The sequence below is a fragment of the Pseudorhodobacter wandonensis genome (assembly GCF_001202035.1).
GTDB classification, from domain to species: Bacteria; Pseudomonadota; Alphaproteobacteria; order Rhodobacterales; family Rhodobacteraceae; genus Pseudorhodobacter; species Pseudorhodobacter wandonensis.
On the sequence record NZ_LGHT01000004.1, the window covers coordinates 124,525 to 148,103 of the forward strand.

General features: G+C 56.2%; 24 protein-coding genes, 1 tRNA gene and 3 pseudogenes. 22 read left to right on the plus strand and 6 right to left on the minus strand.

The annotated features are described in order from the left end of the window. Positions 1 to 17: 17 nt before the first annotated feature. From AKU79_RS00700 to urtE, 13 genes and pseudogenes are all read left to right on the plus strand, one after another. Entirely contained in the window at positions 18 to 839 is an 822-nt protein-coding gene (locus AKU79_RS00700) for an urease accessory protein UreD (protein WP_050521664.1), read from the plus strand. 9 nt (positions 840 to 848) lie between these two features. Continuing rightward, positions 849 to 1,151: an urease subunit gamma gene (locus tag AKU79_RS00705; RefSeq protein ID WP_050521665.1), complete on the plus strand. Its 303-nt coding sequence runs from the start codon at positions 849 to 851 to the stop codon at positions 1,149 to 1,151. 10 nt (positions 1,152 to 1,161) lie between these two features. Further along, positions 1,162 to 1,350 carry a HupE/UreJ family protein gene (locus AKU79_RS00710; RefSeq protein ID WP_050521666.1) on the plus strand — a complete coding sequence of 63 codons (189 nt, stop codon included), beginning with the start codon at positions 1,162 to 1,164 and terminating at the stop codon, positions 1,348 to 1,350. Further along, positions 1,347 to 1,652: an urease subunit beta gene (locus AKU79_RS00715; RefSeq protein WP_050521667.1), complete on the plus strand. Its 306-nt coding sequence runs from the start codon at positions 1,347 to 1,349 to the stop codon at positions 1,650 to 1,652. Before AKU79_RS00710 ends, AKU79_RS00715 begins: the two co-directional genes overlap by 4 nt. Continuing rightward, a pseudogene (gene ureC, locus AKU79_RS00720) lies at positions 1,653 to 3,355 on the plus strand (urease subunit alpha). It begins immediately after the preceding gene. A gap of 9 nt (positions 3,356 to 3,364) precedes the next feature. Continuing rightward, positions 3,365 to 3,880 (plus strand): urease accessory protein UreE, encoded by a 516-nt coding sequence (locus tag AKU79_RS00725; RefSeq protein WP_050521668.1) that lies wholly within the window; start codon positions 3,365 to 3,367, stop codon positions 3,878 to 3,880. After that, positions 3,861 to 4,514, plus strand: a complete 654-nt coding sequence (locus tag AKU79_RS00730; RefSeq protein WP_050521669.1) for an urease accessory protein UreF — start codon at positions 3,861 to 3,863, stop codon at positions 4,512 to 4,514. The genes AKU79_RS00725 and AKU79_RS00730 overlap by 20 nt, the downstream gene beginning before the upstream one ends. Next, positions 4,511 to 5,137 (plus strand): urease accessory protein UreG, encoded by a 627-nt coding sequence (gene ureG, locus AKU79_RS00735; protein WP_050521670.1) that lies wholly within the window; start codon positions 4,511 to 4,513, stop codon positions 5,135 to 5,137. Before AKU79_RS00730 ends, ureG begins: the two co-directional genes overlap by 4 nt. Before the next feature lie 305 nt (positions 5,138 to 5,442). After that, positions 5,443 to 6,729 (plus strand): urea ABC transporter substrate-binding protein, encoded by a 1,287-nt coding sequence (gene urtA, locus AKU79_RS00740; protein ID WP_050521671.1) that lies wholly within the window; start codon positions 5,443 to 5,445, stop codon positions 6,727 to 6,729. Between the two features lie 64 nt (positions 6,730 to 6,793). Next, complete coding sequence (urtB, locus tag AKU79_RS00745; RefSeq protein WP_408002825.1) at positions 6,794 to 8,737, plus strand: urea ABC transporter permease subunit UrtB; 1,944 nt, start codon at positions 6,794 to 6,796, stop codon at positions 8,735 to 8,737. A gap of 2 nt (positions 8,738 to 8,739) precedes the next feature. Continuing rightward, positions 8,740 to 9,966: an urea ABC transporter permease subunit UrtC gene (gene urtC / locus AKU79_RS00750; protein WP_050521672.1), complete on the plus strand. Its 1,227-nt coding sequence runs from the start codon at positions 8,740 to 8,742 to the stop codon at positions 9,964 to 9,966. Then, entirely contained in the window at positions 9,963 to 10,709 is a 747-nt protein-coding gene (gene urtD, locus AKU79_RS00755; protein WP_050521673.1) for an urea ABC transporter ATP-binding protein UrtD, read from the plus strand. Before urtC ends, urtD begins: the two co-directional genes overlap by 4 nt. A gap of 16 nt (positions 10,710 to 10,725) precedes the next feature. After that, positions 10,726 to 11,421: an urea ABC transporter ATP-binding subunit UrtE gene (gene urtE, locus AKU79_RS00760; RefSeq protein ID WP_050521725.1), complete on the plus strand. Its 696-nt coding sequence runs from the start codon at positions 10,726 to 10,728 to the stop codon at positions 11,419 to 11,421. On the opposite strand, the pseudogene AKU79_RS00765 reads toward urtE, so the two are convergent. The 5 genes and pseudogenes from AKU79_RS00765 to AKU79_RS00785 all read right to left on the minus strand — a co-directional run. Continuing rightward, positions 11,418 to 11,786, minus strand: a pseudogene (locus AKU79_RS00765) (ATP-binding cassette domain-containing protein); the annotation flags it as partial. The gene urtE and the pseudogene AKU79_RS00765 overlap by 4 nt on opposite strands. Positions 11,787 to 11,948: 162 nt before the next feature. Then, complete coding sequence (locus AKU79_RS00770; protein ID WP_050521675.1) at positions 11,949 to 12,350, minus strand: ABC transporter transmembrane domain-containing protein; 402 nt, start codon at positions 12,348 to 12,350, stop codon at positions 11,949 to 11,951. Positions 12,351 to 12,362: 12 nt separating this feature from the next. Continuing rightward, positions 12,363 to 12,578 (minus strand): hypothetical protein, encoded by a 216-nt coding sequence (locus AKU79_RS00775; protein ID WP_156209364.1) that lies wholly within the window; start codon positions 12,576 to 12,578, stop codon positions 12,363 to 12,365. Positions 12,579 to 12,830: 252 nt separating this feature from the next. Next, complete coding sequence (manD, locus tag AKU79_RS00780) at positions 12,831 to 14,057, minus strand: D-mannonate dehydratase ManD (RefSeq protein WP_050521677.1); 1,227 nt, start codon at positions 14,055 to 14,057, stop codon at positions 12,831 to 12,833. Between the two features lie 9 nt (positions 14,058 to 14,066). Next, positions 14,067 to 15,209 (minus strand): Gfo/Idh/MocA family protein, encoded by a 1,143-nt coding sequence (locus AKU79_RS00785; RefSeq protein ID WP_050521678.1) that lies wholly within the window; start codon positions 15,207 to 15,209, stop codon positions 14,067 to 14,069. Positions 15,210 to 15,548: 339 nt separating this feature from the next. On the opposite strand from AKU79_RS00785, the gene AKU79_RS00790 reads away from it, so the two are divergent. After that, a tRNA-Asn gene (locus AKU79_RS00790) sits at positions 15,549 to 15,623 on the plus strand. 182 nt (positions 15,624 to 15,805) lie between these two features. After that, a pseudogene (locus AKU79_RS19105) lies at positions 15,806 to 16,045 on the plus strand (IS481 family transposase); the annotation flags it as partial. A gap of 137 nt (positions 16,046 to 16,182) precedes the next feature. Here the strand turns inward: AKU79_RS19105 and AKU79_RS00795 are convergent. Further along, positions 16,183 to 17,385, minus strand: a complete 1,203-nt coding sequence (locus AKU79_RS00795) for a LacI family DNA-binding transcriptional regulator (protein ID WP_231580065.1) — start codon at positions 17,383 to 17,385, stop codon at positions 16,183 to 16,185. Between the two features lie 111 nt (positions 17,386 to 17,496). Between AKU79_RS00795 and AKU79_RS00800 the strand changes: the two genes are divergently transcribed. From AKU79_RS00800 to AKU79_RS00825, 7 genes are all read left to right on the plus strand, one after another. Beyond that, positions 17,497 to 18,765, plus strand: a complete 1,269-nt coding sequence (locus tag AKU79_RS00800) for an ABC transporter substrate-binding protein (protein ID WP_082223859.1) — start codon at positions 17,497 to 17,499, stop codon at positions 18,763 to 18,765. 90 nt (positions 18,766 to 18,855) lie between these two features. Beyond that, positions 18,856 to 19,701 (plus strand): carbohydrate ABC transporter permease, encoded by an 846-nt coding sequence (locus AKU79_RS00805; RefSeq protein ID WP_050521679.1) that lies wholly within the window; start codon positions 18,856 to 18,858, stop codon positions 19,699 to 19,701. Next, positions 19,698 to 20,534: a carbohydrate ABC transporter permease gene (locus tag AKU79_RS00810; protein WP_050521680.1), complete on the plus strand. Its 837-nt coding sequence runs from the start codon at positions 19,698 to 19,700 to the stop codon at positions 20,532 to 20,534. Before AKU79_RS00805 ends, AKU79_RS00810 begins: the two co-directional genes overlap by 4 nt. A 30-nt stretch (positions 20,535 to 20,564) precedes the next feature. Continuing rightward, a complete protein-coding gene (locus AKU79_RS19605) occupies positions 20,565 to 21,155 on the plus strand; it encodes an ABC transporter ATP-binding protein (protein ID WP_231580066.1) in 591 nt (196 codons plus the stop codon). Next, a complete protein-coding gene (locus AKU79_RS19610) occupies positions 21,155 to 21,607 on the plus strand; it encodes a TOBE domain-containing protein (RefSeq protein WP_231580067.1) in 453 nt (150 codons plus the stop codon). Before AKU79_RS19605 ends, AKU79_RS19610 begins: the two co-directional genes overlap by 1 nt. A gap of 9 nt (positions 21,608 to 21,616) precedes the next feature. Continuing rightward, positions 21,617 to 22,894, plus strand: a complete 1,278-nt coding sequence (locus tag AKU79_RS00820) for an MGH1-like glycoside hydrolase domain-containing protein (RefSeq protein WP_050521681.1) — start codon at positions 21,617 to 21,619, stop codon at positions 22,892 to 22,894. Then, positions 22,891 to 23,577, plus strand: coding sequence for a D-lyxose/D-mannose family sugar isomerase (locus AKU79_RS00825; RefSeq protein WP_050521682.1), 687 nt, complete (start codon positions 22,891 to 22,893; stop codon positions 23,575 to 23,577). Before AKU79_RS00820 ends, AKU79_RS00825 begins: the two co-directional genes overlap by 4 nt. Positions 23,578 to 23,579: the final 2 nt, after the last annotated feature.

Genomic DNA, 23,579 nt, shown 5'->3' on the forward strand with positions numbered 1-23,579 from the left:
CGTCAGGAGTACGCGCAATGCAATTGGCGGTCAAAGATACAGAGATGCAACGCAGCCACGGGCGCGCCACTGTCGGGTTCGCCTTGCAGTCTGGCACCACACGGTTGCGCGATTTGCACCAGCATGGCAGCGCAAAAGCCCTTATGCCACGGCGGTTTGATGGCACGGCCGAGGTTGTGTTCTTGAACACATCAGGCGGAATCACGGATGGCGACAGCTTGGCCTATGACATCGCGCTTGGCGCAGGTGCACAAGTGACGGCAACCACCCAAACTGCCGAGCGGGCCTATGCAAGCCGGAGTGCTGCTGGCCATGCCACAGTAACGGCACAGGTGGGCGCAACTGCGCGGCTGGACTGGCTGCCGCAAGAAACCATTTTGTTTGAAAACTGTCATTTGCAGCGCGAGACAACCATTGATCTGGCCGCCGACGCAAGCTGCCTTTTGTGCGAAAGCGTCGTGCTGGGGCGGCACGCCATGGGAGAAGAACCAAAAGATGCTCGGCTTACCGATCGCCGCCTGATCCGGCGCGAAGGGCGGCCCGTTTGGGCCGAAACCGTTCAGATTGATGCGGAATTTCTGGCCCACGAAAGCCCCGCTTTGCTAGGCCAAGCGCGGGCTTATGCGGTGATCGCGCTGGTTTCCGCAAATGCCATGGATGCGCTTTCTGCCTTGCGTGCGGTGCTGGATGAGCCGGGCACGCGAACTGCTGCCTCGGGTTGGGATGGCAAATGCGTGCTGCGTATTTTGGCCCGCGACAGCTGGCCGATGAAAAAGCAAATCGCTAGGGCCCTTGGTGTGTTGGGGGCAGGCCCCCTGCCCCGCGTCTGGCAAATGTAGGACCGAGTTATGAACCTAACACCCCGTGAACGTGAGAAACTTCTTGTATCGGTTGCTGCGATGGTCGCCCGCAACCGGCTGGCGCGCGGCGTCAAGCTGAACCACCCCGAGGCGATTGCCCTGATCACCGATTTCGTGGTCGAAGGCGCGCGTGACGGGCGCAGTGTGGCCGACCTGATGCAGGCCGGCGCGCATGTGATTACCGCCAATCAATGTATGCAAGGCATCCCCGAAATGATCCATTCCGTACAGGTTGAGGCCACCTTTCCCGATGGCACCAAACTTGTCACCGTCCACCACCCCATTCGCTAAGAGGCCCGTCATGAAAACCCTTTTCACTTTGTTCGCCCTGTTGCCAACCGCCCTGTTTGCCCACACGGGCGACCACAGCCACACCGGCTTTTTCGCAAATCTGCGGCATTTGGCGACCGAGCCTGACCATTTGCTGATGCTGGGCGCCGCGATTGCTGTCGCCGTTGTGATCTACATGCGCAAAGGCCGCTCATCGTGATTCCCGGTCAGGTTTTCCCTGCCGAGGGCGCGATAGAGATTAACGCGGCGCAAGAAGCTGTCGTGCTGATGGTCGCCAATACCGGCGACCGGCCTGTGCAGGTCGGCAGCCACTATCATTTCGCCGAAACCAACCCCGGCCTGCAATTTGACCGCACCGCCGCCCATGGGATGCGCCTTGATATTGCCGCAGGCACCGCTGTTCGGTTTGAACCGGGCCAAAGCCGCGAGGTGCGCCTGACGCCTATCCTTGGCGCGCGGCGGGTGTTCGGTTTCAATGGCCTTGTTATGGGGGATTTGTAAATGTCCACTCGCATTGCCCGCGCCGATTATGCCGCGATGTATGGCCCCACCACGGGCGACCGCTTGCGCCTTGGCGATACAGATCTGATTATTGAGGTCGAACGCGACCTGACCACTTACGGCGAAGAGGTGAAATTCGGCGGCGGCAAGGTTATCCGCGATGGTATGGGGCAATCACAGGTATCGCGCGCGGGTGGCGCTGTGGATACGGTAATCACCAACGCGCTGATCGTCGATCATTCCGGCATCTACAAGGCCGATGTCGGCCTGCTGGACGGCCTTATTTACAAAATCGGCAAAGCGGGCAACCCCGATACGCAGCCGAATGTGAACATCATCATCGGGCCGGGAACCGAGGTAATTGCAGGCGAAAGCCGGATTCTGACAGCAGGCGGCATGGATGCGCATATCCATTTCATCTGTCCGCAACAGGCCGAGGATGCGCTGCATTCGGGTTTGACCACGATGCTCGGCGGCGGCACCGGCCCCGCGCATGGCACGCTGGCCACCACTTGCACCCCCGGCCCGTGGCATATCGGGCGGATGTTGCAGGCACTCGACAGCATTCCGATGAACTTTGGCCTGTCTGGCAAAGGCAACGCCAGCCAACCCGAGGCGCTGGTTGAAATGGTCAACGCGGGTGCTTGTGCGTTGAAACTGCACGAAGATTGGGGAACGACACCCGCCGCAATTGATTGCTGCCTTTCGGTCGCGGACGATATGGATGTGCAGGTCATGATCCATACCGACACGCTGAACGAATCCGGTTTTGTCGAAAACACGCTGGCCGCGATCAAGGGCCGCACCATCCACGCCTTTCACACCGAAGGCGCGGGCGGTGGCCATGCGCCCGATATCTTGCGCGTGGTGGGGCATGAAAACATCATCCCGTCCTCGACCAACCCGTCGATGCCATACACCGCCAACACGGTTGAGGAACACTTGGATATGCTGATGGTTTGCCATCATCTTGACCGGTCTATCCCCGAAGATGTGGCCTTTGCCGAAAGCCGTATCCGCCGTGAAACGATCGCCGCCGAGGATATCCTGCACGATATGGGTGCGCTTTCGATTCTGTCATCCGACAGTCAGGCGATGGGGCGGATTGGCGAGGTTATCACCCGCACATGGCAAACCGCGCATAAAATGAAAGTGCAGCGCGGGCGGCTGGTGGATGAGACAGGCGAAAACGACAATATGCGCGTGCGCCGCTATATCGCCAAATACACCATCAACCCTGCAATTGCGAATGGCATTTCCAGCCATATCGGCAGCGTGGCCGAGGGCAAACGCGCCGATCTGGTGCTGTGGAACCCTGCGTTTTCGGGGCCAAGCCGGAAATGGTGCTGATGGGCGGCATGATCGCGGTGGCGCAGATGGGCGACCCGAACGGCTCTATCCCCGTGCAGCCGATGTATTCACGCCCGATGTTTGGCGCCTTAGGCCGCGCGATGCAGGCCAGCACGGCGACCTTTGTTTCGGCGGCCGCTGCGGGTGATGTTGCCGCGCGCTTGGGGTTGCAGAAAACGGTTCTGGCCGTGCAAAACACCCGTAACATTGGCAAGGTTGATATGATCCACAACGCCACCCGCCCGCAGATCGAGGTGAACCCCGAAACCTATGAGGTGCGGGCCGATGGGGTGTTGCTAACCTGCGATGCGGCCAATGAACTGCCGCTCGCACAACGCTACTTCCTGTTTTAAGAAGCTGATATGATTGGAACTCTCTCTGCGCATATCGTGCATCGCAAGGCAGGCGGCGGCTTGGATGAGCAGGTCACGCTTGACTATGCCGAACGATTTTTGCGCCGCAAACGGTTGGTGACAAACACCGGCCGCACCTTTCTGATTGATCTGGCGGAAACCACCAGCCTTGATGACGGCGACGCGCTGGAACTGGCAGATGGCACAAAAATCGGCATCACGGCGGCACTGGAACCGGTGGTCAAGGTGACTGGCGATCTGCCGCGCCTTGCGTGGCACATCGGCAACCGCCACACACCTTGCCAGATTTGTGCCGACCATTTGGTCATTCGCCGCGACCATGTGCTAGAGGCGATGCTAAAGGGCCTCGGCGCAGAGCTTGCCATAGCGATGGGGCCGTTTTGCCCCGAAGGCGGTGCCTATGGCCACGGCCGTACTATGGGTCACGATCATGCGGGTCACGATCATGGCCCCGAACTAGGTGCCGGTATCAAAGACCATTTCCATGCCCATTCCTACGGCTAACCCGCTGGACCGGTTGCGGCTGGTGCAATGGCTTTCGCCCAGTTTTCCGATCGGGGCTTTTGCCTATAGTCAGGGGCTTGAACAGGCGATCACAGATGGGGTTGTTACCTCGCCTGCGTCGCTGGAAAACTGGGTCCGCGCCATTCTGACCTTTGGCACAGGCCGAATGGACGCGATTTTTCTGGCCCATGCCCGTGCGCCCGATGCGGATGTTTTGGCACTTGCCGATCTGGCCTGCGCCTATGCCAGCAGCGCCGAGCGGATGCTGGAAATGATGGAACAAGGCCGCGCCTTTGGCCGCACGATTGCCGCGATAACGGGCGAGGCGCAACCCGCCCTGCCCTTTGCCTTAGCGGTGGGCCATGCCACGCGGGGCTTGCAGGTGCCGACCGAGGAAGTGCTGCAAATCTGGCTGCAAGGCCTTGCCGCGCAGCAAATCGCAGCAGCGGTGAAGTTTGTGCCCTTGGGCCAAACAAGCGGGCAAACAGTTTTGGCAAACCTTGGCCCCGATATTTTAACACTGGCGCAAAGCTGCGCCACCGCCCCACTAAGCGCCCTGTGCAGCGTCAGTTTCGGGGCCGACATGGCGCAGATGCTGCACGAAACAATGGATGTAAGGATATTTCGATCATGAAAAGCCCAAATGGCCCGCTTCGGGTTGGAATCGGTGGCCCCGTCGGTGCGGGGAAAACCACTTTGACCGAAAAGCTATGCGCCGCACTGGCCAATCGCTGCTCGATGGCTGTGATTACCAACGACATCTATACCCGCGAGGATGCCGATTACCTGATGCGCGCGCAGGTGTTGCCTGCCAACCGCATTCGGGGCGTCGAAACGGGGGGCTGCCCGCATACCGCCATCCGGGAAGATGCCAGCATCAACCTTGCCGCAATTGCCGATTTGCGCGGTGAATTTGACGATCTGGACCTTATCCTGATTGAATCGGGCGGTGATAACCTTGCGGCCACCTTTAGCCCCGAGCTGGCCGATCTGACGATCTATGTGATCGACACGGCAGCAGGTCAGGATATTCCGCGCAAACGTGGGCCGGGGGTCACGCGGTCCGATCTGCTTGTAGTTAATAAGACCGACCTTGCACCCTATGTTGGGGTTGATCTGGCGCAGCTAGAGCACGACACCAAAACTGCACGCAAAGATTTGCCCTTTGTCCTGGCGAAATTGCGCAGAGGCCACGGCGTGGAAGATATCGTGCGTTTTCTGCAAGACGAGGGCGGGCTTCATTTGACCGTGTCTTAACAAACTGGAAACTCGTATGGCAGCTGCCCATTTTCCGCGCTGACGCAGCGCCAATCGATTAAAAAATAGACCGCATCCCCGATCTGCCAGAAATTTAACCGCAAACGCCAGCCCCAAGTTGTGAATATCCGTTGCTTGGCTTTTGCTACAGAGGCTCGGGCCACAAATGGCCAAGGCAGGTGTGCGGCAAGGGATAGCTTGGACGGCGCCCCTCACCGCACGGGTGCAACAAAAGCTGCTCGCTCAGTATGCCCATTCCTTGGACAAAGGAAAAGGCCAGAGCGGGCCATATAGGGAAGTACAAAATGAAATTATCCAGACGCGCATTTTTGGCCACCAGCATCGCCGCATTCACCGCGCCAGCCGTGGCCTTTGCCCAAGAGGACACTATCAAAGTCGGCGTACTGCATTCCCTTTCAGGAACAATGGCAATTTCGGAAACCACGCTGAAAGACACGATGCTGATGCTGATCGAGGCGCAAAACGCCAAGGGCGGCCTGCTGGGCAAAAAGCTGGAAGCGGTCGTTGTGGACCCTGCTTCTGACTGGCCTTTGTTTGCCGAAAAGGCACGGGAGTTGCTGACGGTTTCCAAAGTTGACGTGATGTTCGGCTGCTGGACCTCCGTAAGCCGCAAGTCGGTTTTGCCGGTGATCGAAGAGTTGAACGGCCTATTGTTCTATCCTGTGCAATATGAGGGCGAGGAATCGTCGAAAAACGTGTTCTATACCGGTGCCGCGCCAAACCAGCAGGCCATTCCAGCGGTTGACTACTTCCTTGACGAATTGGGGATCGAAAAATTCGCACTCCTCGGCACCGATTATGTCTATCCGCGCACGACCAACAATATTCTTGAGGCTTATCTGATTTCCAAAGGCATCGCCAAAGAGGATATCTTTGTTAACTACACCCCGTTCGGCCATTCGGATTGGTCGAAAATCGTGGGTGACGTGGTTGGCCTTGGTGCCGATGGCAAAAAGGTTGGCGTGATTTCCACGATCAACGGCGACGCCAATATCGGCTTTTACAAAGAGCTGGCTGCCGCTGGCGTGACCGCCGACAAACTGCCCGTGGTTGCCTTCTCGGTTGGTGAGGAAGAGCTTTCGGGGCTGGATACCAGCAACCTTGTAGGGCACTTGGCGGCTTGGAACTACTTTATGTCGGCAGATACCCCTGAAAATGCAGCATTCATTGCTGACTGGAAGGCCTTTATCAAAGACGACAAGCGTGTGACCAATGACCCGATGGAGGCGCATTACATCGGCTTCAACATGTGGGTAAACGCCGTAACTTCGGCAGGCACCACCGATGTTGACGCCGTTTCGGCCGCGATGATCGGGCAGAAATTCCCGAACCTGACGGGCGGTGTGTCGGAAATGCTGCCAAACCACCACCTGACCAAGCCTGTGCTTATTGGCGAAATTCGCGCCGATGGCCAGTTTGATATTATCAGCCAAACCGATCCAGTACCGGGCGATGCTTGGACCGATTTCTTGCCCGAATCTGCAGTGCTGGAGGCCGATTGGAAAGACCTCAAATGCGGCATGTATAACACGCAGACCAAAACCTGCGTTCAGTTGACTTCGAACTACTAATCCAGCCGGAGGGGGCCGATTTGGCCCCCTCCCCTCTAATTTATGGAAAAATCAGATGCGGGTTTTGCCCTTTGTTCTGGCCGTTTTGGCTTGGATGTTTTTTGGTGCCTTTGCCACAGTGCAGGCCGACACCGCCCAGTCGGTTCTGACCACAAACACAGCCTTGGTGGAACGCGCCTCGCGCCAGACCATTGCGCCTGTCATTGCTGCCTTGGTTGAGAGCGGCGATGAGATGGTACCCGCAATCCTAGAGGCATGGGCCGACAAGCGGCTGGGCCTGCGCAAGGCAGATGGGGTTTATCTGCTGATCCGCGCCGAGGGCGACAACTATGCGACCCGCAGCCTTGATGGCCAAGATCTGGGCCTTGCGCCAAAATCCGACATTACAGAGCTTAAGCCGAATGCCGGTGTGCGCGGACTTATCGCAACGGCTTTGGTGCAGTTCAACCTTTCCAGTAAAGATACGGCGAAAAGGGTAGCTGCACTTGATTCCATTGCAACCGATCCGAATGCTGATGCCCTGACGCCTCTGCGCGCCTCAATTGAGAATGAGCCGGACACAGCGCTAAAGGACCGTAAACAGCGCCTTGAGCGGCTGCTGACGCTGCGATTTGACCCCGATTCAGCTGCCCGCGTTGCCGCGATTGAAAGCTTTGGCACCGATACACAACTGGATCTGCGTGCTGCCCTGAACCCTTTGCTTTCAACCAAGCGCGTTGCTGTTGAAGGTGCCGCGCCCGAAGGTGCAAATATCGCCAACACCTTGAAAATTGATGAGGATATTACATCCAACCAAGCCTATGGCCAGTTGGTGGATGCCAGTTTGGTGCCTGCACGCCTGACCGTAGCCGACCAACGTGCCGCTTTGCTGGCCAATCTGAAAGACGGGGTTGTAGGCGGCCTGCCCTTGGCAAAGTTGAACACTCAATCCGCCCGAGACCGCGCCTATACTGCGCTGGAAACACAAGGTCTGGCGCGGGTTGCGGCAACCGAAAATGAAATCGCAGCCACGCTGGCCAAATATCAGTTCTTTGACATTTATGATGAGCGTGACCCTGCCGTGACCGATGCCGCGCGCGATGCCCTGCGTGCGATTGACCAAAACGTAGGCCTGATGCGTGCCGCTGATCTTGGCCTTGACGGGCTGTCGCTGGCCTCGATCTACTTTCTGGCTGCGATCGGCCTTGCTATCACCTTTGGTGTTATGGGCGTCATCAACATGGCACATGGTGAGTTTATCACTATCGGCGCCTATACCGGCTATGTCGTGCAGCAATGGATTTCGGATTACACAATATCGATCCTAGTTGCCCTGCCCTTGGCCTTTGCGATCACCTTTGGCCTTGGCGTCGCGATGGAGCGGTTGGTGATACGCTTCCTATACAAGCGCCCGTTGGAGACATTGCTGGCAACGTTCGGGATTTCCATCGCGCTGCAACAGATTTTGAAGAACATTTTTGGCACACAGGCCCGCCCGCTTACATCGCCTGCTTGGCTGGATGGCGCGTGGATGCTGAATGACGTGGTGTCGATCAGCTATATCCGTGTGGCGATTTTCGTGCTGGCGCTGCTGTTTCTGGGCGTGTTCCTTTGGATCATAAAGCGCACGCGGCTGGGCCTAGAGGTGCGGGCCGTGACGCAAAACCCGACAATGGCCGCCAGCATGGGCATCAACCCCGACCGCATCAATATGCTGACCTTTGGCATTGGCTCGGGCATCGCGGGCATTGCCGGCGTGGCGATTGGTCTGTTTGCCAAGGTCACGTCAGAGCTGGGCAGCGATTATATCGTTCAGAGCTTTATGACCGTGGTTGTCGGCGGGGTTGGCAACATCTGGGGCGCGCTTGCGGGGGCCACGATGATCGGCGGATTGCAAAAGACCATCGAGTGGTTGAACCCGTCGAACACACTGGCCGCACAGACCTATATGATCTTGTTTATCATCCTCTTTATCCAATTCCGGCCGCGGGGAATCATCGCCCTTAAGGGCCGCGCGGCAGGAGATTGATCATGCTTTTCGCAAAATCCAAACCGTCCCTGATCGTCGTTATCGCAACCCTTCTGGTGTTCTCGCTGGTGGTCACCGTTCTGTCCGAAGGCTATGGCACGGGCGTACTTTCCACCTCATTCATCAAAACCTTAGGCAAGACACTGTGCCTGTGCCTCGCTGCGCTGGCGATGGATCTGGTCTGGGGCTATGCGGGCATTCTTAGCCTTGGACATATGGCGTTTTTTGCGCTCGGCGGCTACATGATCGGCATGTGGCTGATGTATGCCCGCACCGCCGAGATTGTGACCACAGCCCTTGCCGGTGGCGGCTTGCCCGCTACGCCTGCCGAAATACAAGACGGCATCACCAGCCAGATTTTTGGCGTGGTCGGCACGTCGGAATTGCCGTTCATCTGGGGCTTTGCCCACAGCTTTCCGCTGCAAATGTTGTTGGTGGTTTTGGTGCCAGGGCTACTTGCGCTGTGTTTTGGTTGGCTGGCGTTTCGGGCGCGGGTGACAGGGGTATACCTGTCAATCCTGACGCAAGCGATGACGCTGGCACTGGCGCTGTATCTGTTTCAAAACGATTCCGGCCTGCGTGGCAACAATGGCTTGTCGGGCCTGCAAAACCTGCCCGGCCTGTCCAGCACCAGCCAAGACAGCCTGTCGATCTGGTTCTTTTGGGCCTCGGCTGCGGCGTTAGGTTTGGCCTATCTGCTGATCTCTTGGGTGGTGTCGGGCAAGTTCGGATCAGTCATCCGCGCCATTCGCGATGATGAGGCCCGCGTGCGGTTTTTGGGCTATTCGGTTGAAGGGTACAAGCTGTTCGTATTCATCCTTACTGCCGTGATTTGCGCATTGGCGGGTGCACTTTACTACCCGCAAGCCGGCATCATCAACCCAGCCGAACTGGCCCCTACCGCATCGATTTATCTTGCAGTTTGGGTGGCAATCGGCGGGCGCGGGCGCTTGTACGGCGCTATCATTGGTGCTGCGTTTGTCTCGCTGCTGTCCAGCTGGTTCACCGGCGGGCGAGCGCCATCTATCCCGCTCGTATTTGGCACGCTGAACTGGGTCGACTGGTGGCAAGTACTGCTGGGCCTGTCATTCGTGCTGGTCACCTTGTTCGCGCCCAAAGGCATCGGCGGGTTGTTCGATAGCCTTGCAGGGCTGCACAGCCCCAACCGCCGTGGCGCGCCATTGGGCCCAAATGATGGCAGCTTGCAAGAAAAAGAGGCGTTGAAATGACTGCATTGCTCGAGGTTTCCGGCGCTTGCGTCAGCTTTGACGGTTTTCGCGCCATCAACAACCTGACCTTTACTATCGGCCCGCAAGAGTTGCGGGCGATCATCGGGCCAAACGGCGCAGGCAAATCGACGTTCATGGATATCGTCACCGGCAAAACCCGCCCCGACAGCGGCAGCGTGATGTTTGGCGAAAAATCCACGTCATTGTTAAAGCTTTCCGAAGCGCAAATTGCGCGCATTGGCGTTGGCCGGAAATTCCAACGCCCCACGGTGTTTGAAGACCAAACCGTTACCGAAAACCTGACCCTCGCGCTAAAGGCCGCACGCTGCCCGTGGCGGGTGTTGATCTGGCGCAAAGCACGGGCAGATGTAGCGCGGATTGCCGATTTGGCCGCCCAGGTCGGTCTGGCTGATCATCTGGCCCGCAAGGCAGGCGAGCTTAGCCACGGTCAAAAACAATGGTTGGAAATTGCGATGCTGCTGGCGCAAGAGCCACGCTTGCTGCTTGTTGACGAGCCTGCAGCAGGTATGACCCCAGCCGAGCGCGAGCATACCACAGCTCTTTTGGTAGACATCGCCAAAACGCGCGCCGTTGTGGTTGTGGAACATGATATGGAGTTCGTTCGCCGCCTGAATTGCAAAGTCACTGTGCTGCATGAAGGCGCAGTTCTGGCTGAGGGATCACTGGACCACGTAACCAAAAATCAACAGGTCATCGATGTCTATCTTGGGCGCGGCGAATGAAGATTGGATCAGAAGAATGATTGAAACCAAGGGCCTAACCCTGCACTATGGCAGCTCGCAAATTCTGCATGGCATAGATTTTACCGCCAAAGCGGGTGAGGTGACCTGCATCATGGGCACCAATGGCGTCGGCAAAACCAGCTTTCTAAAGGCGTTGGCCGGCACGCACCCACGGTCAGGCGGCACGATTGAACTTGCCGGTAAACCGCTGGGCCTGCACCGCCCGCAAGAGATGGCGCATATGGGCGTTTCCATCGTGCCGCAGGGCCGGATGATTTTTCCTTTGCTGACCGTTCGGGAAAATCTGGAGACAGCTTTTTCCGTTTTTCCCAAATCGGAACATACCATTCCCACCGAGGTGTTCGAGCTGTTTCCCGTTTTGCGCGAGATGCAAAATCGGCGGGGCGGCGACCTTTCGGGTGGGCAGCAACAACAGTTGGCGATTGCCCGCGCGATGATCATGCGGCCCAAGGTGTTGCTTCTGGATGAGCCGACCGAGGGTATTCAACCCAACATCATCCAGCAGATCGGGCGGGTGATTGAGTATCTGAAAGGCAAAGGCGACATGGCGATCGTGATGGTCGAACAATACTTCGATTTCGCCTATGGGTTGGCCGATCACATCTATGTTTTGCGCCGTGGTGATGTTGCAATTCGGGGCGAAAAGAGCCAGCTGGACCGCACGCAATTGCGGGGCGAGGTGTCGGTTTAATTACCAATAAACCCGCCCGATTGCCGGTTCCAAAGCGTTGCATAAACACCGCCCGCCGCAAGCAATTCGGCATAGGTGCCTTGGTCTGCAATCTGGCCCGCAACAAGCACGATAATCTTGTCCATTTCGGCAATTGTCGACAGGCGGTGCGCTATTGCTATCACAGTCTTGTTTTGCATCACTTGGATCAGCGTGGCTTGAATTTCTGCCTCAACACCGCTGTCCAGGGCACTTGTCGCTTCATCCAAAATCATGACGGGCGCGTTTTTCAGCATCACCCGCGCAAGCGCGATCCGTTGGCGCTGACCACCCGACAATTTTACGCCGCGCCCGCCCACATGCGCGTCATAGCCGGTGCGGCCCTTGTGACAATGGTGCGGCACAGCTCGGATGGAATTCTGCCCCGCAGTGACCTGCAATTTTGGCGCATCCGTTTCAAACGCCATGGCCAACGGTTAGCTGATGGAGCGTAGATCGACACTGATTTAACGCTCTGCAAACTAGGTGACCCGCGTTTACTCAAGCGACTACAGGTGCTCGGCCTCGATATCTTCACGGCGGCCAAACCGGCTAACGGTGTCAAAGTTGGAAAACGCATCCACAGCCCCGCCCAATAAAGCGGATTTCGACGCCAAAAAAGTTTCCATCGACTGAACCATGCGCGGGATAATTACGACCATCAACGTGACATACATCATCACCGAAATCAGCAAGGGCCGCACAAGGAAAATATCGGTATCGGCCATAAAGGTAACCACGCCAACCATATAAACGAGGCCAAAGGCTACCACATTTAGCGAATGATAAATCACGTCCGACGCATAATTGCCGACAAGAACCAGCCGCGAATCCGTGCGGCCAGCCAAATCTTCTTGGAACCAACCGACCGACTGCTTGGTCAAATGGTCATGCGCGCGCCAGCGGACCAAATTGGCTGCGTTTCACTGCAACCCGATGTTATTGACTGCATGGCGAGCAACCTGCGCGACGGGGCGCACCAATACCCCCATCAAACCTGCACCAATCAGGCTGGCGCGGTGGGTCTGCCAAATCTCGGCGGGTGCGGTATCAGACAACATATCGATTGGCCGCTCCGCATAACCAATCAGCCAAACCTCCATAACTGCCGAAAACAAAGTAACCATTACGCTGAGCATCAACACCTAGCGCAGGGGGTATAAATGCGACCGCAAATACGGCCAGACCTGACAAGCAGGCGGCACGCCGGCGCCGAGGTCATAAGGGTTGGCGAGGTAAAGCGCGGTTCGCGTGATGCGATCGTAGGGTTTGAACATGGTTTGACTACTTCGCAGCCAAAGAACTTGGCGCGTGCGACCTTACCTTAGTTAAGCTAGAGCGCCAACATACGGTGACGCCGCCCAAAGGCGTTCAGCAATCGTAGACGGCTGTCAATAGTTCCACATCGTACCATCTTGCAGGCGTACAATGGGGTGACTACCGGGTTTATAGCTATAGCGCGCAACCTCTTTTTCATCGAAATCAACGCCCAAACCGGGCGCGTCACTTACATAAACCATGCCGCTTTCCATTTTGTGCTCTGACGGGAACAGGGCGTCACATTCGGGCGTGCCCAAGACCAAATATTCCTGAATCCCGAAATTCGGCGCCCACGCATTCAGATGCGCCTGCGCCGCCATACAAAGTGGCGAATGGCTAGGCGCACCGTGAAAACCAGTGCGGACATTGTGCAGGCCAGCCAAATCCACAATACGTTTGGTCGGCGTTATGCCGCCCGCGTAAGTAACGGCCACGCGGATAAAGTCTATCAGCTCGTGTTCGATCAGCTTGTTGCAATCGTAGACCGAGTTGAACACCTCGCCAATCGCGACAGGCACGGTCGAATGCTGGCGGAGCAGACGCAGCGCGTTTTGGTCTTCGGCAGGGGTTGGATCTTCCAGCCAAAACAGGCCTACAGGCTCAACAGCCTTGGCAAATTCGGCCGCCTCTCGCGGGGTCAGGCGGTGGTGCACGTCATGCAGTATTTTCAAATCCGGCCCAAACCGCGCCCGAATTTCGGCCAGGGCTCCGGGCATATAGCGCATATAGCGTTCAGTATCCCAAATCTCGACCTTGGGGCGTATGCCGCTGAAATCGCTGATGTAATGTTTGCCCTCGCCTTTGTGTTCGGGCACCGCATAGCTGGCAGATGGCATCCCCGGAATGCCGCATTGTACGCGCACGGCCTTATAGCCCAGTGCCACATAATGCGAAATCGACTCCATCAAATCCTCTAGGTCCGCGCCGGTGGCATGGGCGTAAACCATTGCGCCATCACGGCTTTTACCGCCGAACAGCTGATACAAAGGCATATTCGCCAGCTTGCCCTTGATATCCCACAGCGCCATATCAATCGCCCCGTAAGCTGCCATCGCAATCGGGCCGCGCCGGAAATAGGCGCCTCGGTACAAGTACTGCCAGATATCCTCGCTGTTGCGCGGGTCCATCCCGATCAGCGCGGGGATCAGGTAGTCCTGCAAATAGGCGGCAGGCAGGGTTTCACGGTTGTTTAAGGTGGCATCACCAAGCCCGTAAACGCCCTGATCCGTCATGATTTTTAGCGTGACGTAATTCTTACCCGGACCACCGACAAAAACTTTTGCACCCGTGATTTTCATGTTCTTCACCTAAGCTTTCAAATCTGACAGGTCGGTCCAATTATCGGCCGAACGGATGATCTCAATGATTTGCTGATACTGACTGCCCTCGGCAAAGGTAGGATAGGGTTCAACCACTTCGCCGGTAATATCACGCACAAATTCGCGCACGAGGTAGTGCCAGCATTGCTCCGTCTCGCCCTTCACATCGGCGATTGAATCGGAGATGTGCTGCGGTAGCGGCAAATCGACCCACTGCTTGGTCGCACCATAAAGCGAAAGCTGGCCACTGCCGTAATGCCCCTTCAGGTAAATCGCGCCTTTGGTGCCATAGAAAACGATGTGGTCTTCGCGGAAACGCGGCACAAGGCCGCCATGTTTGAACAGCACCGAAACTGGCTTGTCGGCAAAAGGACTCTGCACCTGTGCCATCACAGTGTAGGACCATTCGACATTGCTTTCACCCCATTTTAGCGCAGGGTCATTCAGGTCTTTGGGGATGAAATCGCGCCGTGTGGCAAAGTTATGTACGCCTTCAACAATCGGGGCACGCCCCATATCGTCGCGCACCTCGCCATTTATGCGCAAGATCTTCTCGCCGACGACCGAGGCGACAATCGACAGGGTATGCGTAAAGTTATTGTTCAATCGCCCGCCGCCCTGCTCGGCTCGGTGTGACCAACCAAAGGGAATTTCGCGTTCAAGATTGAAATGCGAGATACATTCGACCTCTGTCGGTTCTCCGATTGCGCCAGAGGCAACCAGCTCCTTGGCGTGAAGCACACTGGCAGTATAGCGAAAGCTGGCCGCATAAGCTGTTTTGACATGCTTTTCCTGCGCAAGCCGGTGCAGCTCTTTTGCGGTCTGGGCGCTATGCGTCATCGGCTTATCACAAAACACGTGACAGTCCACGGCGATTGCTTGCTTTATTGGCTCATAATGCGCACCGCCAGGCGTGGCGATGGAAACAATATCGGGCTGGCAGGCCTGCAATGCCGCTTGCCAATCGGTTCCGTGATACGGAATCGCTAATTGGGCCACCACGTCCGCGACAACGCTCGGCGTGCGACCTACAATGCCAACCACAACACAACCCGCGGCCCGAAAGGCCTCGGCATGGCCCTTCCCAGCAAAACCGGTTCCGGAAATCAAGACTCTTAGAGATTTGGTCATAGGCTCGCCTTCAGATTGGGTGACTAGTATGGTAATTTGAAAATCCCCTCACTGCAATGTTGATTCGGCAAATGCGAAGTATTCGACCGTATCTGGCTGCCCCGCCTAGTTATTTGACACACCGGTCGAACTGTATGTTTTCTGATCTTTGCGCCAAGAACCTATGGCTCAACAATCAACCAAATCGATACCACGGCCCCACATCCGCAAAATCATGGCCGCAATTGCCAAGTTATTTTCAAAGCACATCGCTAGCAGCGCTGCCCAGATTTTTTTCCAGAAAAATTTCAGAAAGGTTCTGGACGTCCTTGATTCAGCTTGCTATATGCCTCGAAGTGTTCCGGCGTAGCTCAGCGGTAGAGCAAGCGACTGTTAATCGCTTGGCCGTAGGTTCGATCCCTACCGCCGGAGCCATATTCAACTTAAGTTGTTGAAATACCTAACGAAGCCAAAGCTTGGCTTCGTGGGTGTGGCACCCCACCGCGGCCGCTTTTGCCAGTCCAAACGCGATCGGACACGCTTAATTTTTGTAGAAATGCCGTTACTCCCGGAACATTTTCATTAGGCTTGTAGGTTTCGGGCTAAAGAGATGCTCAATGACCAAGGATCAACGCGAGATTCAGCGCAAATTGCGGATACTTCGATATGCAGAAGATACTGGGCACGTCGCTAAGACGTGTCGCTATTCTGGCATCGGCCGGATGAGTTTTTACCGATGGCGCAAAGATTGTGCCGAGCGCGGTGAAACGGAGCTGATAGACGCGCCACCGATCCCGAAACGCCACGCCAACAGGACGCCAGTGCCACTTGAGGGGAAAGTTCCCTATCAAATGCGATTACTTGTCGCCTCACTTGTACCCATCCGGCCCTGTTTGGACCCAAAATTGAAGACGGCCAAATCGCGGACGCTTTGCTTGCGGCCCTAGTCAACGAAGCATGGCACCTTTGCCCCCGGCAATGGTTTCAGAGCATATCAGCCTTTTCTCGGCTCGCCAGTCGTACCCCTGATGATCAGCTCTGCCGATATCTCAGAGATCGAAATGGGCATGTCAGGGTCGCGAATTCGGTCTAACAAAACTTTTGCCAATTTGCGCCCCAGTTTGTGCGGAGAAACCGACATAGTTGTCAGCGGAGGTGTCGCGACGGCGGCGTCCTGGATGTCGTCGAAACCGATGATTGACACATCTTTGCCCGGCATAAGCCCTGCACGCTGCAACGCCAGAGAGGCCCCAAGAGCAACCACATCACCGTTACAAATAATGGCCGTAACCTCTGGATGGCAGCGGAGGAGATTGAGCATAGCCTCAAGCCCTGCCAACTTATTGTCTTCGGAATCCCAAATGATGCCGTTGCTTATACCACCTTCTGCCAGAGTCCTTTGATAGCCAGCGATGCGGTCCCTACGCACGATGCTCATTTCAGTCCCACCAAAATAGGCGGTCTGTCGGTGTCCCAACTCTAACAAATGTCGCGTTGCTGTTGCTGTTGCGTCGGCATTCCGGATGCCAACATGATCAAAATCACCGTGCACATTACGCAAAAAGGTTACCAAAGGGATCTTATGCGCTGCCAGCAGATCGAAAGCCTCATCGGGTGTATCAAGCGCGGGAACCCAGATTAGCCCGCCACGGCCATGCCGAATAAAGGCTTCAAGTTGCCGTGCCTGCCGTTCAGCGTCATCACGGGTATCAAGGATTGACACCAGGTAACCCTCTGCTTCAAGCAGGTCCACCACGCCGCTAATTACCTCGGCGTTAAACGGGTTTGAGAGTTGATTGATGACCAACCCAATCTCGCGGTTTTCGCCAGATCGCATTGCGGCAGCCTTTTGATCGGGTACATAGTTCAAGGCCTTTGCTGCCTTTAGCACGCGATCTCGGGTCTTTTCCGAGATTCGTCCAGCCCCGCGCATAACCTGGCTAACAGTAGGAATCGATACGCCAGCTGCCTTTGCCACCGTGTCCAGAGTCGGTTTTCCTGACATCGTTTTTCCCACAAATTTGATATATCGATATTCCAAAATATGCGCGAAAATTCTTTGGGCTTCAAGGCGTTTTGGCTGCCGGTTGCGCTGATGGCAGAAACAGGGCGCTAGAGGTAAAAGGAAGATGGTTGACAGAAGATATATCGTTATATCATATTTGGGTACAGGCGGCAAAAATCGCGCAGGTTGCACGAGCTTTGCGCCTAACGACGGTTACTCTTTGGCGACAAAACCAAGAGTGGTTCCGTCAAGCTGGGTGCCGGCAAGGAGGCCGACATTAACATTCAGTTTCTGGGAGGAAACATGACCCTATTTACCAAAGTTATCGGCGCTGCCACGGGCGCGGCGCTTACATGCACAGCCTTTGCAGCACAGGCAGATGTTTTGTTTGGGTCAACGCAGGCAAACCCTGTTGAAGAACAACAAGAAATGCGCGAGCAAGTTTTGTCGGGCTTTGGCAGCCCTGTAGATTATCAATCAAACGACGGTGGCGCCTGGCTGACCCGTTTGAACGCCGAATTGCAGGCGGGCAGTGGGTCTATCGGTGCATTGGGCGCGTTGCACGGTGACTTTTCGGCGATGAACCCTGATGACCTGGTTGATCTGACCGATTTGGGCCTATCCTCCAACAGCGAGAAATTCAACACGCTGGCAAAACTGGGCACCGATCAGATGCAGTACGTCCCATGGATGCAAGCCAGCTACATCATGGCCGCCAACAAGCAGGCTCTTCAATACCTACCCGTAGGCGCAGATATTGACGCGCTGACCTATGACCAGTTGATCCAGTGGACAGCGAATGTGCAAGAAGCGACAGGCGAGCCCAAGTTTGGCTTTCCAGCTAGCCCCAAAGGTTTGAAGCACCGCTTCTTCCAAGGCTATCTTTACCCATCCTACACCAATGGCGTGGTGCGTACCTTTGCATCTGACGAAGCTGTTGTAGCTTGGGAAAAATTCCGCGAGCTTTGGTCGCACACAAACCCGGGCTCGACCAACTTCTCCTTTATGCAAGAGCAGTTGTTGTCGGGTGATGCCTGGATTGTGTTTGACCACACATCGCGCCTAGCGCAGGCTTTTAATGACCGTCCTGATGACTTTGTAGCCTTCCCCGCGCCTGCTGGCCCTACTGGCCGTGGCTTTATGCCGGTGCTTGCCGGTATCGCCATTCCCCGCACGGCCCCCGACATGGATGCAGCAAAGGCCTTGGTCACCTATTTGTTGAAGCCTGAAACCCAGATCGCCACATTGCGCGCGACCAACTTCTTCCCGGTTATTGATGTGGCCCTGCCAGATGATCTGCCACCTTCGGTCAAAGCCGCGGGTGCCGCTGTCGCAAAAATGAGTGCGTCGGCTGATGCCAACCCTGGCCTGTTGCCTGCCGGTCTTGGCGACAAGGGGGGTGATTTTAGCCGCGTCTACGTTGATACGTTTGAGCGGATCATTCTTGCCGGCCAAGACATCCGCACCGTTTTGGACGACCAAAAAGTTGTTCTGGACGGTATCATGAAAGAAACGGGTGCGCGTTGCTGGGCGCCTGACGCACCTTCCGAAGGCGCTTGCCCGGTCGAGTAACCGCACCGCGCCTTTTGTCCGGGCGTTTGGCGCCCGGACAGCTTTCCCGCCATTCTAATCGGCGCCGATGCGCCAGATAGGAGCGCAGAGATGAATGCTCGGTATTTGCCCTATATTCTGATCTTGCCGGTTACACTGTTTCTCTGTGTGTTTTTCTTGTACCCATTTGTGCTTGTTGCGCAGCAGGCTTTTACAACGGGTTCCGGTTTCACCTTTGACAACTTCCGCGAGATTACCTCGCATTGGAAATTCCCGATCTCGCTGACGAATACCTTGCTGCTGGCAGCGGCTGTCGTGCCTGTTCAACTGGCGCTGGCCTTGCTTATGGCAACTATGGTCAGTCGGATGGGAAAAGGCCGCGACCTGGTGCTCTATATCTGGACTATTCCGCTTGGGATATCCGATTTGGCGGCCGAGCTTATCTGGCTGGCGATTTTTGAACAATCCGGCTTTCTGAACACCATGATGAGCGGATTGGGCGTGATCGACAAGCCTGTGAACTTTTTGTCCTACGAACATCCTGGCGTTGTGTTCCTAGCCATTGCCCTTGCCGAAATATGGCGTGCGACCGCGATCATGCTGGTGATCCTTGTGGCGGGCATTGGCTTGATCCCCAAGGAATATTATGAGGCCGCCGACGTCTTTGGTGCCTCTAAATGGAAGCAGTTTACCCGCATCACATTGCCAATGCTGCGTCCCAGCCTGCAAACCGCGCTGGTGCTGCGGGTCATCCTTGCCTTTGAGATTTTCGCGGTGGTGGCGGCCCTTGGTGGCACGTTGTTCCCGGTGTTGATGGGCGAAACCTATACCTATCAGTTTGACTTGCTGAACAGTGGTGCGGCCGCAGCGATGGTCTTGGTCATCCTTGCCATCTCGATCGGCTTTACCCTTATCATCCTGCGCATATTGCGCGTCCCGAAGGGAGCTTCGATATGACTGATACTGTTTTAGTCGATGCTGCAAATACGCGCAAATGGGGGCGATATCTTTATATCTCTTCGGTTGTACTGCTCTGCGCTTGGGTTCTGGTCCCTATCTATTTCTTGATGGTCAACACGCTGTCATCACCAGAAACGGTAAACAGCTTTCCCAAAACGCTTGTCCCCGAATTTGATCTGGGCAGCCTGACCTTCTTCGCTGGTTTTGCCGGCATGCTGACAGCACTCAAGAACTCGGTGCTGGTGGCTGGTATGACGATGGTGATGTCTATCCTCATCGGCGCGCCAGCAGTCTATGCGTTGTCGCGGTTTGAATTCCGCGGCAAGTCTACGTTTCGGCTGCTGATCTTGCTGACACGCGCGTTCCCTTTGCCGTTGTTGGCACTGCCTTTGGCGGTGATGTTTATCCGCACTGGGCTGGATGACACAGCCTTTGGTTTGGCGCTGGTTCACACGACGCTTGCGGTGCCATTTGCTGTGCTAATCACGTTCTCGCTGTTTTCCGGCATCCCGATTGAGCTGGAAGAAGCGGCATGGACATTGGGCTGCACACGGCTGACCGCATTTACGATGGTTGTTTTGCCACTGATCATGCCGGGCATCACCGCTTCTGCGATCTTTGCCTTTGTGATTTCGTGGAATGAGGTGTTCGCCGCAGCGGTGCTGACGATCGAGAACCGAACCCTGACGGCATTCTTGCTGCAAAACCTAGATACATCTCCGCTGCATCTGAAATTCGCAGGCGGTTTTATCCTCGTCGTGCCGGCTCTGATATTCATCTTTGCCGTGCGTAAATACCTCTTTGCCATGTGGGGCATCGCCAACCGCTGAGCGGCGCGACCAGAAAAAGGAACCTGTAGAATGGCTGAAATTCAGATCAAAAATGTCGCCAAGGCCTTTGGTGCCTACCAAGCGCTGAACAATATCAACCTGACAATTGCGGATCAGGAGTTCATGGTGCTGCTTGGGGCGTCGGGCTGCGGCAAGTCCACATTGCTGCGGATCATTGCCGGGCTTGAAACCGCAACCTCGGGTGAGGTCTGGATTGGTGGAAAGCGCATTGACCACCTATCGCCCAAGGATCGCGGTATCGCGATGGTGTTTCAGAACTACGCGGTTTTTCCGCACCTGACTGTGTTTGAAAACATCGGCTTTGGTTTGCGCATGCAAAAACTGCCCAATGCCGAAGTCACACGCCGCGTCGAACGGGTCGCAGGCCTGATGCATATCGAAATGCTGCTGAAACGGTATTCCGGTGAATTGTCGGGCGGTCAGCGGCAGCGTGTGGCGGTTGCCCGCGCGTTGGCAATGGAACCCGATGTGATTTTGATGGACGAACCGCTGTCGAACCTTGATGCGTTGCTGCGCATGGAAATGCGCGCCGAACTGAAGGGCGTGCTGGCTGAAAGCAAAACCACCGCGATCTACGTCACCCATGATCAGGTGAAGTGATGAGCATGGCTGACCGGATCAGCGTCATGCATCAAGGCAATATCGTGCAGGCGGCATCCCCGATTGAGGTTTACCGAAACCCAGCGGCGCGATTTGTCGCCAGCTTTATCGGCAACCCGCCGATGAACTTTTTGACGGCTTCCCACGCGGGTCAAGGCAAATGGCAAGTGGCGGGCCAAACCTTTGCAGGCCCGAGCACCGACAAGGCCGGTTTGCTTTTCGCCATTCGGCCCGAAGATATGCAGCCCGCCGAACAAGGCCTGCGCGCCACAGCCAAAATCGTGGAACCGCTGGGCGCACATCTGCTGGTCACCTGCCAAATCGACGACGCGCTGTTCCGCGTTGTATTGGACAGCGACACTGTCGTGAAAGCCGGTGAAACCCTGACCCTCGCGCCCCAGCCTGACCGTGTGCACTGGTTTGACCCTGAAACAACCCTAGCCGTAGCCTGAAAGTACCCCATGACACAAAAGATGATTGATCAGGCCAAGGCCGTAATGCGCAAGAACGACCGTGGCACCTATACTGTACCGACCCATGGGCTTTATCCTTTCCAGTGGAACTGGGATAGCGCCCTCAGCGCTCTTGGCTTCGCCCATTTCGATGAACCCCGCGCCTGGACCGAAATTGAAACGCTGTTGGCCCACCAGTGGGAAGACGGCATGGTACCGCACATTATTTTTCACCAGCGTGACGATGGGTATTTTCCCGGCCCTGATGTCTGGGGAACCGGACGGCCAGTGCCCACATCCGGCATCACGCAGCCCGCGGTCGCCGGCTTCGCCATACGCCGGATCTATGATCGCGCGCAGAACAAGGTGCTGGCGGCTGAAAAAGCCCGCGCGCTGCTGCCAAAAATCCACGCCTGGCACCAGTGGTTCTTTGCCAACCGTGATCCGCAAGGCACTGGTCTGGTGGCCATCATCCACCCTTGGGAAAGCGGCCGTGACAATTCGGTTGATTGGGATGCGGCGTTTAAACGGGTGCCAACCGAAGGCGTTCAACCCTTTACCCGCCGCGATACCAGCCACACCAATCCCGCGCATCGGCCTACGGACGAGCAGTATAAGCGCTACATCTGGCTGGTGGAAAAGTTTCGCAGCCTTGGTTGGGACAATTCCAAACTGCACGATGCCTCGCCGTTTCAGATCGTTGATCCGGGGTTCAACGCTATTCTAATACGGTCCTGCGCCGATCTGGCCATTCTGGCCAAAAGCCTGGGCGAGGTAGAGATCGCCGCACAGTCGCAGGCCATGGCCGACAAGGCTATCGCTGCCATGGAAACCCTTTGGAGCGAAAAACTAGGCCAGTATGCGTGTTATGACCGCACCCTTGGCGCGCTTGTGGACAGCCCCTCGATCGGCGGGATACTTGCAACCTTTGCCCCTATTCCGACAACGCAGGCCAAGGCCATTTCCGATCGGATCGAAGTGCTGGCGGCAAGTTGCAACTATCTTGTTCCCAGCCACGACCCGACTGCGCCGGAATTTGATGCCCTACGTTACTGGCGCGGCCCGATTTGGCTGATCGTGAACTACATGATCGCAGATGGATTGGAGATCGCGGGACAGTCTGCGATGGCAAACCGCATAAACCGCGACTGCTTAAGTTTGATAGACCAAAGCGGTTTTGCCGAATACTATGGCCCGATCAACGCCGAACCTTGCGGCGGCGATGCCTTTACTTGGACCGCTGCCATGGTCATCGAAATCCTTAGCACGCACGAGATTGCCGCATGAAACGTTCAACTATCAACTCAATCATGGCCGAGGCCGATGACCTGATCCGAAAATACGGGTTTGTGCTGCCCCCCTTTGCCTATTGGACACCCGAGGCGTTCAAGTCCCGCAAGGACACCGCCCGAAATGTTATCAACACACGTTGCGGTTGGGACATCACGGATTACGGCGCAGGTGAGTTTGACGCGATGGGTTTGATCCTGTTCACCTTGCGCAATGGCAGGCTGGCTGACCTGCAGCGCGGCGGTGGCATGTGCTATGCAGAAAAGCTGCTGATCTCGCGTCAGGATCAGCTTAGCCCGATGCACACCCATGCGCTCAAGGCCGAGGATATTATCAACCGTGGCGGGGCTACGTTGGTTGTCGAACTTTTCGGGTCTGACGATCAGGGCCGGTTTGCCGATGATAAAGGCGGCACGGTGTATTGCGATGGTATCCGTCGCGACTATGCGCCCGGTGAAAGACTGCGCCTTGCTCCGGGCGAAAGCGTCACGCTAATGCCGGGCGACTGGCATGCGTTTTGGGGGGATGGAGGCGATGTGTTGATCGGGGAGGTTTCAACCGTCAACGACGATGAGACCGATAACATCTTTCGCGAACCCATTGGCCGTTTTGCCAATATTGACGAAGACGAGGCCCCAACACATCTGTTGGTCAGCGATTACCAGACTTGGTTGGCATAAAT

What these genes read in the sequence shown, in the direction of transcription:
- AKU79_RS19605 (WP_231580066.1), top strand. Translation starts at nt 20,565, where the DNA reads ATGGCTGAAATTCAGATCAAAAATGTCGCCAAGGCCTTTGGTGCCTAC.
- urtD (WP_050521673.1), top strand. Translation starts at nt 9,963, where the DNA reads ATGACTGCATTGCTCGAGGTTTCCGGCGCTTGCGTCAGCTTTGACGGT.
- AKU79_RS00700 (WP_050521664.1), top strand. Translation starts at nt 18, where the DNA reads ATGCAATTGGCGGTCAAAGATACAGAGATGCAACGCAGCCACGGGCGC.
- AKU79_RS00825 (WP_050521682.1), top strand. Translation starts at nt 22,891, where the DNA reads ATGAAACGTTCAACTATCAACTCAATCATGGCCGAGGCCGATGACCTG.
- ureG (WP_050521670.1), top strand. Translation starts at nt 4,511, where the DNA reads ATGAAAAGCCCAAATGGCCCGCTTCGGGTTGGAATCGGTGGCCCCGTC.
- AKU79_RS00805 (WP_050521679.1), top strand. Translation starts at nt 18,856, where the DNA reads ATGAATGCTCGGTATTTGCCCTATATTCTGATCTTGCCGGTTACACTG.
- urtA (WP_050521671.1), top strand. Translation starts at nt 5,443, where the DNA reads ATGAAATTATCCAGACGCGCATTTTTGGCCACCAGCATCGCCGCATTC.
- AKU79_RS00785 (WP_050521678.1), bottom strand. Translation starts at nt 15,209, where the DNA reads ATGACCAAATCTCTAAGAGTCTTGATTTCCGGAACCGGTTTTGCTGGG.
- AKU79_RS00710 (WP_050521666.1), top strand. Translation starts at nt 1,162, where the DNA reads ATGAAAACCCTTTTCACTTTGTTCGCCCTGTTGCCAACCGCCCTGTTT.
- AKU79_RS00725 (WP_050521668.1), top strand. Translation starts at nt 3,365, where the DNA reads ATGATTGGAACTCTCTCTGCGCATATCGTGCATCGCAAGGCAGGCGGC.
- AKU79_RS00820 (WP_050521681.1), top strand. Translation starts at nt 21,617, where the DNA reads ATGACACAAAAGATGATTGATCAGGCCAAGGCCGTAATGCGCAAGAAC.
- AKU79_RS00705 (WP_050521665.1), top strand. Translation starts at nt 849, where the DNA reads ATGAACCTAACACCCCGTGAACGTGAGAAACTTCTTGTATCGGTTGCT.
- urtE (WP_050521725.1), top strand. Translation starts at nt 10,726, where the DNA reads ATGATTGAAACCAAGGGCCTAACCCTGCACTATGGCAGCTCGCAAATT.
- AKU79_RS19610 (WP_231580067.1), top strand. Translation starts at nt 21,155, where the DNA reads ATGAGCATGGCTGACCGGATCAGCGTCATGCATCAAGGCAATATCGTG.
- urtC (WP_050521672.1), top strand. Translation starts at nt 8,740, where the DNA reads ATGCTTTTCGCAAAATCCAAACCGTCCCTGATCGTCGTTATCGCAACC.
- AKU79_RS00810 (WP_050521680.1), top strand. Translation starts at nt 19,698, where the DNA reads ATGACTGATACTGTTTTAGTCGATGCTGCAAATACGCGCAAATGGGGG.
- AKU79_RS00730 (WP_050521669.1), top strand. Translation starts at nt 3,861, where the DNA reads ATGCCCATTCCTACGGCTAACCCGCTGGACCGGTTGCGGCTGGTGCAA.
- AKU79_RS00775 (WP_156209364.1), bottom strand. Translation starts at nt 12,578, where the DNA reads ATGCTCAGCGTAATGGTTACTTTGTTTTCGGCAGTTATGGAGGTTTGG.
- manD (WP_050521677.1), bottom strand. Translation starts at nt 14,057, where the DNA reads ATGAAAATCACGGGTGCAAAAGTTTTTGTCGGTGGTCCGGGTAAGAAT.
- AKU79_RS00800 (WP_082223859.1), top strand. Translation starts at nt 17,497, where the DNA reads ATGACCCTATTTACCAAAGTTATCGGCGCTGCCACGGGCGCGGCGCTT.